We start from the raw sequence: 12405 nt of genomic DNA on the forward strand, positions 1-12405 counted from the left end.
ACTGCCGCGCTCTGGGCCGGCCGTCGCGCACCGGACGGGTGCGAGGCGGCCGGCCGTTCGCTGCGCTCGTCAGTTGTTGCGGGGCATCGGGGGCATCGGGCGGATGTCCGGCGCGACCTGGGTGGCCGGGGTCTTCCGCACGATCGTGATGAGGCGGTCGGTCAGCTCCAGCCGTCCGACGGACGGATCGTCGTAGCCGAGGACCCGGTGCCCGCGTATGACGCTCACCACCAGGTCGGCGATCTCCCGCGGCGTCTTGCCCACCTCGGCCTTCACCACCGGCCGTTCCACGATGTCGAGCCCGCTGCCCTGCTGGATGAGGTCCTCCATCACCATGCCGGCCGACGGGCTGAGCACCGACAGGCCGAGCAGCCGTCCGGCGGCACTGGCGCTGGTGACGACCGCGTCGGCGCCGGACTGCTTGAGCAGCGGGGCGTTCTCCTCCTCCCGCACGGTGGCCACGATCTTCGCGCCGCGGTTGAGCTGGCGTGCCGTCAGCGTCACCAGGACCGCGGTGTCGTCTCGCTGGGTCGCGATGATGATCTGACGCGCCTTGTGCACCTCGGCCCGCTTCAGCACCTCGCTGCGGGTCGCGTCCCCGACGATGCCCGCGTAGCCCTCGGCGGTCGCGGCGTCGATCACCTTGGAACTGGGGTCGACCACGACGACCAGCTCCTTCTTCAGACCCGTCGCGCAGACGGTCCGGATCGCCGACCTGCCCTTCGTGCCAAAGCCGATGACGACGGTGTGATCGCGCAACGTGGACCTCCAGCGGGTCAGTCGCCATTCCTCCCGGGTGCGTTCGGTGAGGGCTTCGAGGGTGGTGCCGACCAGGATGATCAGGAACAGCACGCGCAGGGGCGTGATGACGAGGATGTTGGTGAGCCGGGCGCTTTCGCTCGCCGGGGTGATGTCACCGTAGCCGGTGGTCGAGAGCGTGACGGTCGCGTAGTAGAACGCGTCGAGGAGGCTGATGCCGCCGCCCGCGTTGTCGTTGTAGCCGTCGCGGTCGGCGTAGACGATCAGCGCGGTCAGGACGAGGACGAACAGCGCCATCGAGAGCCGCTTGGCGACCTGGCGGATCGGGTGCTCCACCACTTTCCTCGGGAGCTTCACCCGATGGGTCACCAGATGCTCGTCAGCCTGGCGGGCGATGGCGTCCTGGCCCGGAAGTTTCACGTGAAACACACCCCGATTCCTCCGGACGCCCAGGGCAGGTCGAGCAGTTCCGTCTCCTGTCCCGGACGGGCGCCGCCGGGCGGGACCACGGCCAGCGCGTCGGCCGCCGCGACACCGCGCAGCATCGCGGGCCCGTTGTAGTGCAGCGGCACGGCCTCGTCGCCGCGCAGGACGACCGGGACGAGCCGGGTGTCGTGCGGGTGCCCGTGCACGGCGTCCCGGAGCGGCATCGTGTACGACTCGGGCGCCGGGCGGGCCGCGAGGATCCGCAGCAGGGGCTCGGCGAGCGTCAGCAGGCCGGAGACCGCGGCGAGCGGGTTGCCCGGCAGGCCCACGAGGTGCTGTGCCGGTGTGATGCGGGCCAGCAGCATGGGGTGCCCCGGACGCACCTTGACGCCGTCGACGAGGAGTTCGGCGCCGAGCCGGCGCAGCGTGGGGTGCACATGGTCGACGGGGCCCGCCGCGGTGCCGCCGGTGGTGAGGATGACGTCGGCCCCGGACGCGGTGACGGCCTCGTGCAGGGCGTCGGCGTCGTCCCGGATGCGCCGGACGGCGATGACCTCGGCGCCGAGCGCCCGCAGCCAGGGCGGCAGCATCGGGCCGAGCGCGTCCCGGATCAGACCGTCGTGCGGCAGGCCCTGCGTGAGCAACTCGTCACCGAGGACCAGGACTTCGGCGCGGGCACGCGGGACGGCGGTGACGGCGTCGTACCCGGCCGCGGCCGCGAGCCCGAGGACGGCCGGGGTGACGAGCGTGCCGACGGCGAGGAGCTGGTCGCCGGTGCGGCATTCCTGGCCGCGCGGGCGGATGTCCTGGCCGTGGACGACGTCCCTGGTCGCATACAGGCGGCCCTTGTCGTCGGTGCGGCCGTGCTCGCTGCGCAGGACCGCGGTGGCGTCCGGGGGGATGCGGGCGCCGGTGGCGATCCGGACGGCCTCGCCGTCGGTGAGGGACCCGGGCGCGGCCTGCCCGGCCAGGACGCCCTCGTCCCGTACGTGCCAGGGGGAGGGCCCGCACACCGCCCAGCCGTCCATCGCGGAGGTGTCGAAGGAGGGCAGGTCGGTGAGGGCGTCCAGCGGGGCGGCGAGGGTCAGGCCGAGGGCGGTGTCGAGGGGCGCGGAGACGGGGGCGCGGCGTGCGGCCCGGGCGGCGGCACGGCCGGCGCGCTCGGCCACGGCCCGGGCCTCGGGCCAGGGGGTGGCGCGGTGGTGGGTGTCGGTCCGCGCGGGGGGATCCGGCTGGTGGGAGACGCGGGCACTGTCCGTCTCCCCTCGCTCCGCGGGGTCGGGCGGGTGGTCGCCGTTGCTGTTCCTCACGAGGGCGAGCACCTCCTCGACGTCGAGGTCCTCGGCGTCCTCACCGGCCCGGGCGCCGTGCGGGGTCATCCGGCGTCCGGGCGGGTATCGGGCGTGGCGTCGGGGGCCACGTCACCCTGAGGCTGCTGTGAGCCGTCCGTGGCCGCATCGCCCTGAGGCTGCTGTGAGCCGTCCGCGGTGGGTCCGGCCCCGGAGGTGCTCTCCTGCGCCCAGCGGGCTGCCAGGGCCGCGGCCTTGCGGGCTGCCTCGGCGACCGCCTCGGGGCCTCCGCCCGCCTGTGCGGCCGCGTAGCCGACGAGGAAGGTGGTCAGCGGCGCCGCGGGCCGGGCCACCCCGTGGGCGGCGTCGCGGGCGAGGTCGAGAAGGCCGCGGGTGTCGACATCGAGGTCGAGCCCCAGTTCGTCCTTGACGGCGGAAATCCATTCATCCAACACGTGCCCATGCTCCCTGATACGTGCCCTGGCGGTGGCGATGTCGTCCCAGGTGTCGCAGTCGAAGGACGCGACGGGGTCGGAGATGCGGGTGAGGTCCAGCTCGGCGGTGAGGCGCCGCAGGGGGAGACCGGCGAGGGCGCCGTGCCGGTCGGCGAGGCGGGCGAGCTCCTCGCGCAGCCGCGGCACCCGGTAGGCGGCCACGAGCGGCTGGTCACGGCCTTCGGGGTCGGTCAGCAGCACACCGTCGGAGCCGCTCGCCCGCAGTGCGCCCAGCAGACGGCCCACGGTGGGCTCCTGAAGGAACGGCAGGTCGGCGGAGAGCACGGCGACGTGCTCGGCCGTGGTGTGGCGGAGCCCGGCGTCGAGCGCGGCGAGCGGTCCGCCGCCGGGCGGCTCCTCGCGGGCCCAGGTCACGGGCCGCGCGGTCGGCCGGGGCGCGGCGACGACGACGGTGGTGCGGGCGGTGGCGCAGGCCGCGAGCACCCGGTCGAGCAGGGGCCGCCCGCCCACCCGCACACCGGGTTTGTCCGTGCCGCCCAGGCGCCGGGCGGCCCCGCCGGCGAGCACGACGGCGTCGTACCGGGCGGGGCCGGATCCGTGCGCGAGGGCGGTGGCGGCGCCTGGTTCACCGGGGGACTCGTAGGCGGTCACCCCCCGAGTATGCGTGCCCCCGCGATCACACGGAACGCGGGGGAAGCGACGCGCTCACGCACACCGCCCGGGCGAGGAACAGGAATCACAGCGTCCGCAGCAACACGGCGGGCTGTTCCACGCAGTCCGCGACGTACCGCAGGAAGCCGCCCGCCACGCCGCCGTCGCAGACCCGGTGGTCGAAGGTGAGCGAGAGCTGGACGACCTGCCGCACCGCCAGCTCGCCCTCGTGCACCCACGGCTTGGGGACGATGCGGCCGACGCCGAGCATGGCGGCCTCGGGGTGGTTGATGATCGGGGTGGAGCCGTCGACGCCGAAGACGCCGTAGTTGTTCAGCGTGAAGGTCCCGCCGGTGAGTTCGCCCGGTGTCAGCGTCCCCGTGCGGCCCGCCTCGGTCAGCCGGGCGAACTCGGCGGTCAGCGACTCGGCGTCGCGCGCGTGCGCGTCCCGTACGACCGGGACGACCAGGCCCCGGTCGGTCTGCGCCGCGAACCCCAGGTGCACGTGGTCGAACCGGACGACCTCCCTGGCCTCCGCGTCCACCGTGGAGTTGAGCTCGGGGAAGCGGGCGAGGGCCGCGGTGCAGATCCGGGCCAGCAGGGCCAGGAGGGAGATCTTCGGTCCGCCGGCCGCGTTCATGGCCGCGCGCGCCCGCATGAGCTCCGTGGCGTCCGCGTCCACCCAGCAGGTGGCGTCCGGGATCTCCCGGCGACTGCGCGCCAGCTTGTCGGCGACGGCACCCCGGATCCCCTTGAGCGGGGTCCGGGTCTCGCCGGTCAGCGGGGTACGGGTCTCGCCGGTCAGCGGGCTGCGGGTCTCGCCGGTCAGCGGGCTGCGGGTCTCGCCCGGGGCCGCCGACGCCGAGGACCTGGTCGCGAGGGCCGGGCCAGGTCCCTGCGGCACACCCGCGTGCTGCGCGGCCGCCGGTGCCGCCGTGGCGCCCTGGCCCGCGACGCGCAGGGCGTACTCCACGTCCGCCCGCAGGATGAGCCCGTCGGGGCCGGACCCGGTCAGCTCCCGCAGGTCCAGCCCGTTCTGCCGTGCCAGTCGGCGCACCAAGGGTGAGATCACGGGGACGGGCCCGTCCTCCGGGCCGGGGCGACCGGCCCGCGCGTCCGCGGTCGTCACGGGACCATCGGCCGGCGTCTGCGCACCGGCCGGAGACACGACGGCGTCAGCCCGCCCGTTCAGCGGCCTCGAGGCACCGGCCTGGCCGGCTGACGCGGACCCACCGGACCCCGGCCGCTCCTGCCGTACCCGGCGGCGTCGCGCGGGCGCCTCGGAGGTGCCGTAGCCGACCAGGACGTTGCCCGACCCCTCGGAGCCGGTGTCGTCGGCGCCGGAAGCGGGCTGCTCCCCCACGGCCACCGTGATCAGTGGCGCCCCGACGGGCAGTTCCGTGCCCTCCTCGCCGAAGCGGGCGGTGACGACACCGCCGTAGGGGCAGGGCACCTCCACCATCGCCTTGGCCGTCTCGACCTCGACGACCGGCTGGTCGATCGCGACGACGTCGCCGACCTCGACCAGCCAGCGCACGATCTCCGCCTCGGTCAGCCCCTCACCGAGGTCGGGCAGCTTGAACTCCAGCACCTGTGCCATCAGCTCTCCGCCTCCCACTGCAGGCGCCCCACGGCGTCCAGGATCCGGTCCACACCGGGCAGGTGGTGGCGCTCCAGCATCGGCGGCGGATAGGGGAGGTCGAACCCGGCCACCCGCAGCACCGGCGCCTCCAGGTGGTGGAAGCAGCGCTCCGTGACCCGGGCCGCGATCTCCCCGCCCGGTCCGCCGAAGGAACCCGACTCGTGGACGACGACCGCGCGTCCCGTCCGCCGCACCGAGGCGCACACCGTCTCGTCGTCGAACGGCACCAGGGAGCGCAGGTCGACGACCTCGAGGTCCCAGCCCTCGGCCCGGGCGGCCTCGGCGGCCTCCATGCAGACCGGTACGGACGGCCCGTACGTGATGAGCGTGGCGCTGCGGCCCGGGCGGCGCACCACGGCGCGGCCGATCGGCTCGACGGGCGCCGGCTCCTCGGGGTTCCAGGAGTCCTTCGACCAGTACAGCCGCTTGGGCTCCAGGAAGACGACCGGGTCGTCGGAGGCGATGGACGCGCGCAGCAGCCCGTAGGCGTCGGCGACGGTGGCGGGCGTGACGACATGGAGCCCCGGGGTCGCCATGTAGTACGCCTCGGAGGAGTCGCTGTGGTGCTCGACGCCGCCGATGCCGCCGCCGTAGGGGACGCGGATGGTGATCGGCAGGGGCATGCTGCCGCGGGTGCGGTTGCGCATCCGGGCCACGTGCGAGATGAGCTGCTCGAACGCCGGGTAGGCGAACGCGTCGAACTGCATCTCCACGACCGGCCGCAGCCCGTACATGGCCATGCCGACCGCGGTGCCGAGGATTCCGGCCTCGGCGAGCGGGGTGTCCGTGCAGCGGTCCTCGCCGAACTCCTTGGCGAGTCCGTCGGTGACGCGGAAGACGCCGCCGAGGGTGCCGACGTCCTCGCCCATGACGTGCACGGCGGGGTCGGCGGCCATGGCGTCGCGCAGCGCGCGCGTGAGGGCCTGCGCCATGGTGGCCGGCTTGACGGCGACGGTGGTCATCGGTGCGTGCCCCCCTCGGACTCGGCCTCGGCCTCCAGCTCGGCCCGCAGCTGGTGCCGCTGCTCCAGCAGCTGGGGCGTGGGCTCGGCGTAGACGTGATCGAACAGGTCCATCGGGTCGAGGACCGCGTCCTGGTTCATCTGCTCGCGCAGCGCCGCGGCCATGGTCTCGGCGTCCTGGCGGGCGGCTTCGATGCCGGCTTCGTCGAGCAGGCCGCGCCCGGTCAGCTCGCGCTCCAGCAGCCGGATCGGGTCGTGCTCGCGCCAGGTCTCGACCTCGGCGTCACCGCGGTAGCGGGTCGCGTCGTCGGCGTTGGTGTGGGCGTCGACGCGGTAGGTGATCGCCTCGACGAGGGTGGGGCCGCCGCCCGCGCGGGCGTGCCGTACGGCGTCGGAGAGCACCTCGTGCACGGCCGCGGCGTCGTTGCCGTCGACCAGGCGGCCCGGCATGCCGTACCCGACGGCCTTGTGGGCCAGCGACGGGGCCGCGGTCTGCTTGGCCAGCGGGACGGAGATCGCGAAGCCGTTGTTCTGTACGAGGAAGACGACCGGCGCCTGCCAGACGGCGGCGAAGTTCAGCGCCTCGTGGAAGTCGCCCTCGCTGGTGCCGCCGTCGCCGACCATGGCCAGCGCGACCACGTCGTCGCCCTTGAGTCGTGCGGCGTGCGCGAGGCCCACGGCATGCGGCAGCTGGGTGGCGAGCGGGGTGCACAGGGGGGCGACCCGGTGCTCGTAGGGGTCATAGCCGGTGTGCCAGTCGCCGCGCAGCAGGGTGAGCGCCTCGACGGGGTCCACGCCCCGGGCCACCACGGCGAGCGTGTCGCGGTAGCTCGGGAAGAGCCAGTCGCGCTCCTGAAGAACCATGGCGGCGGCGACCTCGCAGGCCTCCTGGCCGGTGGTGGAGGGGTACACCGCAAGACGGCCCTGCTTGGTGAGGGCGGTGGCCTGCGCGTTGTAGCGACGGCCTTTCACCAACTGCGCGTACAGCGCCCTCAGCAGCTCCGGGTCGGCCTTCGCGGCCGCCTCGGTGCCGAGGACGCGGTACGGCTCGGCGTCGGGCAGCAGCGGCGCGGGATCCGTCCGGGGCTGCCAGGCGGGCGGCGGGGTCGGCTGGTACGCGCCCCGCTGCTCCATGACCGTCATGACGGCACCTCCTCGTGGGAGCGGCTCGAAGAGGCGCGTCGGCTGTGACCCGCCTCACCTACCGATTGTTCGGTCGACGGCACAGTTTGGCTATGGGTGGCCTCAGGCTGTGGACAAACGGTTCTCCACAGCCTGAGATGGACGCAGTACGTCCATGGCGGGGAGGTCGGCGCAGGTGGCATCTGAACAAATGGCCGAAGGCCAGGACGACAGCGGCCCGCTGCCGCCGCCGCGGCCCCTGGACGCCATAGATCAGGACATCCTGCGCATGCTCCAGGCGGACGGCCGGGCCTCGATACGGTCGGTCGCCGAGCGGGTCCACGTCTCCCGGGCGAACGCCTACGCCCGCATCAACCGGCTCGTCGAGGACGGTGTCATCCGTGGCTTCGGCGCCCGGGTCGACCACCAGCGGGCGGGTCAGGGCACCTCCGCGTACATCACGCTGAAGATCGTCCAGAACTCCTGGCGCACGGTCCGCGAGGAGCTCAGACAGCTGCCCGGCGCCTCCCACATCGCCCTGGTGGGCGGCGACTTCGACGTGCTGCTGCTGGTCCACGTCTCCGACAACCGGTCCCTGCGCGAGCTGGTCCTGACCCGGCTCCAGGCGATCCCGCAGGTGCTCAGCACCCGCACGCTGCTGGTGTTCGAGGAGGAGGACCTGGAACCGCAGGGCTGAGGCGGCCGGGCCGCGCCGGTCAGCTCGCGGCCACCGCGACGCCGAGCAGCACCGCGAACGTCACCGGGAGCAGCACGCAGCCGAGGCCGGTGCCGGCGGCCGCGATCCGCAGGCCGCGCAGGGACCGGCGGTGCGGCAGCACCCAGGCGAGCGCGAGCAGGCCTGCCGCCCAGAACAGCACGCCCGAGAAGGCACCGGGGCCGTCCTGGGCGGCGAACCAGCGGTACTCCAGGACGAGGAGCGGCAGACCGGGCAGGGTGGCCGCGAGCGGTGCCCGCCACCAGGTCCGGTGGTGGGTGGCGCGGGTGGGCGGTGCGTCTTGTCCGAGCATGTGCCCCACCCCATCAGCGCTAAGCGGCCGGGACATCGTCACGCGTACTCAGCCCGCCCGCGCACGGGTACTCACCCGGCCTTGCGCAGGCCTCCGAAGGCCAGCTGCACCACCGCGTCGGCCACCTCGCGCTCGTTCATGCCGCGTCCGTCCGGCCGGTACCACTCGACGATCGAGTTGATCATGCCGAAGACCAGCCGGGTCACCAGCCGGACCTCTATGTCGGCGCGCACGTCCCCGTCCGCCGCGGCCGCTCTGAGCAGGTCGGCGACCCGGTGGTCGAAGTCGCGGCGCCGCTCCAGGGCCCACCGCTCGGTGTCGGTGTTGCCCCGCACCCGCAGCAGCAGGGTCACGTAGGGCAGCTCGCCGATCAGCACCTCGACCATGCGCCGGACGACGTACTCCAGACGGTCCGAGGCACGCCCCACGCGCGCGTGCTCCTCGTCGAGGATCCCGAAGAGCCCGTCCAGGGCCCGGTCCACGGCCCGGCGCAGCAGCTCCTCCTTGCCGGTCACGTGGTGGTAGATCGACGACTTGGAGATGCCGGCCGCCTTGGAGAGGTGCTCCATGGAGGTGCCGTCGTAGCCACGCTCGTTGAACACCTGGACGGCGACGGACAGCAGCGTGTCCGGGGTGTAGGTGTCGCGCCTGGCGGTGGTCATGAGGCGGTGCCCTCCCGCTTGTCGGAGGCGTGGGCGTGGCGGTACAGGGCCAGGGAGGGCGCGTAACGCCCCGAGGGGTCGCGCAGGTGGAGGTCGTCCAGGAGCGCGTACGCCCAGGAGCGACCGAGCCGGCGGCTCCACTCGAAGGGGCCGAGCGGGTAGTTGACGCCGAGGCGCATCGCGGTGTCGATGTCCTCCTCGGTGGCGACGCCCTTGGCGACGGCGTCGTGCGCCAGGTCGATGATCCGCGCCACGGTGCGGGCGACGATCATGCCCGGCACGTCGCCGATGACACTGACCTGCTTGCCGAGCGCCTGGAAGAGACCGATGGCCTCGGAGAGGGTCTGCGGGGAGGTGTCCTGGGAGGCGGACAGGGCGATCCGGCCGGCCTTGCGGTAGTCGAGCGCGAGGTCGAAGTAGACGACGTCGCGGAACTCCACGGAGGTCTGCCCGTCGGCGAGGGCGAGCTGCCCGCCGCTCGGCAGCACCAGACGGCTGCCGCTGTCCTCCTCCTCGTCGCGGACCGGGATGCCCGCCTCGCGGATCATCGGGAGCAGTTCGGCGGCCGGGCCCAGATCGCCCTCGGCGACGACGTACGCGGGCGGCTGCCGCTTCTCGGCGGTGTCCGGTTCGGGGCGCTCGGCGCCGTCGCCGTGGTCGTACCAGCCGTGGCCGGTCTTGCGGCCGAGCCGGCCGGACTCGACCAGGCGCCGCTGGGCGAGGGAGGGCGTGAAGCGCACGTCCTGGAAGAAGGAATCCCAGACCGACCGCGTCACCGACTCGTTGACGTCCTGGCCGATCAGGTCGGTCAGCTCGAACGCGCCCATCCGGAAGCCGCCCGACTCGCGCAGCACGGCGTCGATGGTGGCGGGGTCGGCGCCCTGCGACTCGTACACCGCGAAGGCCTCGGCGTAGAAGGGCCGGGCGATGCGGTTGACGATGAAGCCGGGGGTGTCCGCGCAGGCGACCGGCGTCTTGCCCCAGGCACGGGCGGTCTCGTACGCGCGCGTGGCGTAGGTGACGTCGGTGGCGAAGCCGGAAACGACCTCGACCAGCGGCAGCAGGGGCGCGGGGTTGAAGAAGTGCAGTCCGACGAACCGGCCCGGGACGCGCAGGGCGCCACCGATGGCGGTGACGGACAGCGACGAGGTGTTGGTGGCGAGCAGACAGTCCTCGGAGACGACGCCCTCCAGCTCGCCGAACAGCGCCTGCTTGGCGTCCAGCCGCTCCAGCACGGCCTCGACGACCAGGGCGCAGTCCGCGAGCTCGGCGAGGTCCTCGGCGGGCAGCAGCCGACCCCGGGCGGCGTCCCGGTCGGCGGCGGTCAGCCGCTCCTTCTCGACGAGCCGGTCCAGTCGGGCGCCGATCGCGTCGGCCGCCTCCCGGGCCCGCCCGGGGACGGTGTCGTACAGCCGGACGGGATGGCCCGCGACCAGCGCGACCTGGGCGATTCCCTGGCCCATGGTGCCGGTGCCGACGACGGCCACGGGGCTGCTGAGGTCGAGTGCTGTCATGTGCGCGATCCTCCCGCACGGGGTTTTCCACAGATGCGGCGGACCCCCTTGAACCGACCGATCGTTCGGTTACTCTAGCTCTGTCCGAGTGTTCCTGCCCAGGTTTCTGCCCAGGTCATGAACTCGACGAGGAGTTCTTGAGACGAGGAGTTGGTCACCCATGACCGCCGCACTCTCGGCGCACGAGCTGATCGCCCGGCACCGGTCCACCCTCGACCAGGCGCTGGAAGCGATCCGCACGCGCGCCTACTGGTCCCCGCACCCCGAGCACCCCAAGGCCTACGGGGAGAACGGCAGCCTGGACGCGGCCGCGGGCAAGGCCGCCTTCGACGCCCTGCTCGGCTCCCGCCTGGACCTCGGCCAGCCCGGTACGGACGACTGGGTGGGCGGCGAGACCTCCCCGTACGGCATCGACCTGGGCGTGACGTACCCGCACGCGGACCTCGACGTGCTGCTGCCCGCCATGAAGGCCGGACAGCGGGCCTGGCGGGACGCGGGCGCGGAGCAGCGCGCGGTGGTCTGCCTGGAGATCCTCAAGCGCATCAGCGACCGGACGCACGAGTTCGCGCACGCCGTCATGCACACCTCCGGCCAGGCGTTCATGATGGCGTTCCAGGCGGGCGGGCCGCACGCGCAGGACCGCGGCCTGGAGGCGGTGGCCTACGCGTACGTGGAGCAGGTGCGCACACCCGACAACGCCGAGTGGTCCAAGCCGCAGGGCAAGCGCGACCCGCTGGCCGTGAACAAGCAGTTCACACCGGTCCCGCGCGGCATCGCCCTGATGATCGGCTGCAACACCTTCCCGACGTGGAACGGCTACCCGGGCCTGTTCGCCTCCCTCGCCACCGGCAACGCGGTCCTGGTCAAGCCCCACCCGCGCGCGGTGCTGCCGCTCGCCCTCACCGTGCAGGTCGCCCGCGAGGTGCTCACCGAGGCCGGCTTCGACCCCAACCTGGTCGCCCTGGCGGCCGAGCGCCCCGGCGAGGGCATCGCCAAGACCCTCGCGCTGCGCCCCGAGATCCGCATCATCGACTACACGGGTTCGACCGAGTTCGGCGACTGGCTGGAGGCCAACGCCCGCCAGGCGCAGGTCTACACGGAGAAGGCCGGCGTCAACACCGTCGTCGTCCACTCCACGTCCGACTACAAGGGCATGCTCTCCAACCTGGCGTTCTCGCTGTCCCTGTACAGCGGCCAGATGTGCACGACCCCGCAGAACCTCCTCGTCCCCCGCGAGGGCATCTCCACCGACCAGGGCCCCAAGTCCTACGACGAGGTCGTCGCGGATCTCGCCAAGTCCGTGGACGGGCTGCTGGGCGACGACGCCCGGGCGAACGCGCTGCTCGGCGCGATCGTCAACCCGGACGTGAAGGCCCGCCTGGAGGCCGCCTCCGGGCTGGGCGAGGTCGCCCTGGCCTCCCGGGAGATCACCAACCCGGACTTCCCGGGCGCCGTCGTCCGTACACCGGTGATCGTCAAGCTGGACGGGGCCAAGCCGGACGACGAGGCCGCGTACATGAGCGAGTGCTTCGGGCCGGTGTCCTTCGCCGTCGCCGTCGACTCCGCCGAGGACGCCGCGGAGCTGCTGCGGCGGACCGTGCGCGAGAAGGGCGCGATGACCGTCGGGGCGTACACGACCGACCCGGAGTTCGAGCAGGCCGTGCAGGAGGTCTGCCTGGAGGAGGCGGCGCAGCTGTCGCTGAACCTCACGGGCGGGGTGTATGTGAACCAGACGGCCGCGTTCTCCGACTTCCACGGCTCCGGGGGCAACCCGGCGGCGAGTGCGGCGCTGTGTGACGGGGCGTTCGTGGCCAACCGGTTCCGGGTGGTCGAGGTGCGGCGGGACGCCTAGCCGTTCGGGGGTTCTCGTGGTCGCGCGGGTGCCGGTGCGTCGTG

At 73.4% G+C, this 12405-nt stretch carries 11 protein-coding genes; 2 read left to right on the forward strand and 9 right to left on the reverse strand.

The window, feature by feature from the left end:
* Positions 1–69: 69 nt before the first annotated feature.
* The 6 genes from AB0B29_RS20030 to pdhA form a co-directional block, all read right to left on the reverse strand.
* The gene (locus AB0B29_RS20030) at positions 70–1179 is read right to left on the reverse strand and encodes a potassium channel family protein (protein ID WP_362241359.1); all 1110 of its coding nucleotides are present in this window, start codon (positions 1177–1179) and stop codon (positions 70–72) included.
* The gene (locus AB0B29_RS20035) at positions 1176–2564 is read right to left on the reverse strand and encodes a molybdopterin molybdotransferase MoeA (RefSeq protein WP_362241362.1); all 1389 of its coding nucleotides are present in this window, start codon (positions 2562–2564) and stop codon (positions 1176–1178) included. Before AB0B29_RS20035 ends, AB0B29_RS20030 begins: the two co-directional genes overlap by 4 nt.
* Entirely contained in the window at positions 2561–3580 is a 1020-nt protein-coding gene (locus AB0B29_RS20040) for an NTP transferase domain-containing protein (RefSeq protein WP_362241364.1), read from the reverse strand. The genes AB0B29_RS20035 and AB0B29_RS20040 overlap by 4 nt, the downstream gene beginning before the upstream one ends.
* 85 nt (positions 3581–3665) lie before the next feature.
* On the reverse strand, positions 3666–5180 hold the full coding sequence (locus AB0B29_RS20045; RefSeq protein WP_362241366.1) for a dihydrolipoamide acetyltransferase family protein: 1515 nt from the start codon (positions 5178–5180) through the stop codon (positions 3666–3668).
* Positions 5180–6184, reverse strand: coding sequence for an alpha-ketoacid dehydrogenase subunit beta (locus AB0B29_RS20050; protein WP_362241369.1), 1005 nt, complete (start codon positions 6182–6184; stop codon positions 5180–5182). Before AB0B29_RS20050 ends, AB0B29_RS20045 begins: the two co-directional genes overlap by 1 nt.
* The gene (gene pdhA / locus AB0B29_RS20055) at positions 6181–7326 is read right to left on the reverse strand and encodes a pyruvate dehydrogenase (acetyl-transferring) E1 component subunit alpha (RefSeq protein ID WP_362241371.1); all 1146 of its coding nucleotides are present in this window, start codon (positions 7324–7326) and stop codon (positions 6181–6183) included. Before pdhA ends, AB0B29_RS20050 begins: the two co-directional genes overlap by 4 nt.
* Before the next feature lie 190 nt (positions 7327–7516).
* Here pdhA and AB0B29_RS20060 point away from each other — a divergent pair, with 190 nt between their 5' ends.
* The gene (locus AB0B29_RS20060; protein WP_362241997.1) at positions 7517–8002 is read left to right on the forward strand and encodes an Lrp/AsnC family transcriptional regulator; all 486 of its coding nucleotides are present in this window, start codon (positions 7517–7519) and stop codon (positions 8000–8002) included.
* Between the two features lie 19 nt (positions 8003–8021).
* Here the strand turns inward: AB0B29_RS20060 and AB0B29_RS20065 are convergent, their stop codons facing one another.
* From AB0B29_RS20065 to AB0B29_RS20075, 3 genes are all read right to left on the reverse strand, one after another.
* Entirely contained in the window at positions 8022–8333 is a 312-nt protein-coding gene (locus AB0B29_RS20065; protein WP_362241373.1) for a hypothetical protein, read from the reverse strand.
* Between the two features lie 71 nt (positions 8334–8404).
* Positions 8405–8995 (reverse strand): TetR/AcrR family transcriptional regulator, encoded by a 591-nt coding sequence (locus tag AB0B29_RS20070; protein WP_362241375.1) that lies wholly within the window; start codon positions 8993–8995, stop codon positions 8405–8407.
* Positions 8992–10509 carry a 3-hydroxyacyl-CoA dehydrogenase gene (locus tag AB0B29_RS20075; protein ID WP_362241377.1) on the reverse strand — a complete coding sequence of 506 codons (1518 nt, stop codon included), beginning with the start codon at positions 10507–10509 and terminating at the stop codon, positions 8992–8994. The genes AB0B29_RS20070 and AB0B29_RS20075 overlap by 4 nt, the downstream gene beginning before the upstream one ends.
* Before the next feature lie 160 nt (positions 10510–10669).
* Here AB0B29_RS20075 and paaN point away from each other — a divergent pair, with 160 nt between their 5' ends.
* Complete coding sequence (paaN, locus tag AB0B29_RS20080; RefSeq protein ID WP_362241380.1) at positions 10670–12361, forward strand: phenylacetic acid degradation protein PaaN; 1692 nt, start codon at positions 10670–10672, stop codon at positions 12359–12361.
* Positions 12362–12405 lie beyond the last annotated feature (44 nt).

Origin of the sequence: Streptomyces tibetensis, from assembly GCF_040647715.1 — a bacterium.
Lineage (GTDB): Bacteria > Actinomycetota > Actinomycetes > Streptomycetales > Streptomycetaceae > Streptomyces > Streptomyces tibetensis_A.

Coding starts and splice junctions, on each gene's coding strand:
- AB0B29_RS20065 (WP_362241373.1), bottom strand. CDS start 8,333: ATGCTCGGACAAGACGCACCGCCCACCCGCGCCACCCACCACCGGACC.
- AB0B29_RS20035 (WP_362241362.1), bottom strand. CDS start 2,564: ATGACCCCGCACGGCGCCCGGGCCGGTGAGGACGCCGAGGACCTCGAC.
- paaN (WP_362241380.1), top strand. CDS start 10,670: ATGACCGCCGCACTCTCGGCGCACGAGCTGATCGCCCGGCACCGGTCC.
- AB0B29_RS20050 (WP_362241369.1), bottom strand. CDS start 6,184: ATGACCACCGTCGCCGTCAAGCCGGCCACCATGGCGCAGGCCCTCACG.
- pdhA (WP_362241371.1), bottom strand. CDS start 7,326: ATGACGGTCATGGAGCAGCGGGGCGCGTACCAGCCGACCCCGCCGCCC.
- AB0B29_RS20070 (WP_362241375.1), bottom strand. CDS start 8,995: ATGACCACCGCCAGGCGCGACACCTACACCCCGGACACGCTGCTGTCC.
- AB0B29_RS20045 (WP_362241366.1), bottom strand. CDS start 5,180: ATGGCACAGGTGCTGGAGTTCAAGCTGCCCGACCTCGGTGAGGGGCTG.
- AB0B29_RS20060 (WP_362241997.1), top strand. CDS start 7,517: ATGGCCGAAGGCCAGGACGACAGCGGCCCGCTGCCGCCGCCGCGGCCC.
- AB0B29_RS20075 (WP_362241377.1), bottom strand. CDS start 10,509: ATGACAGCACTCGACCTCAGCAGCCCCGTGGCCGTCGTCGGCACCGGC.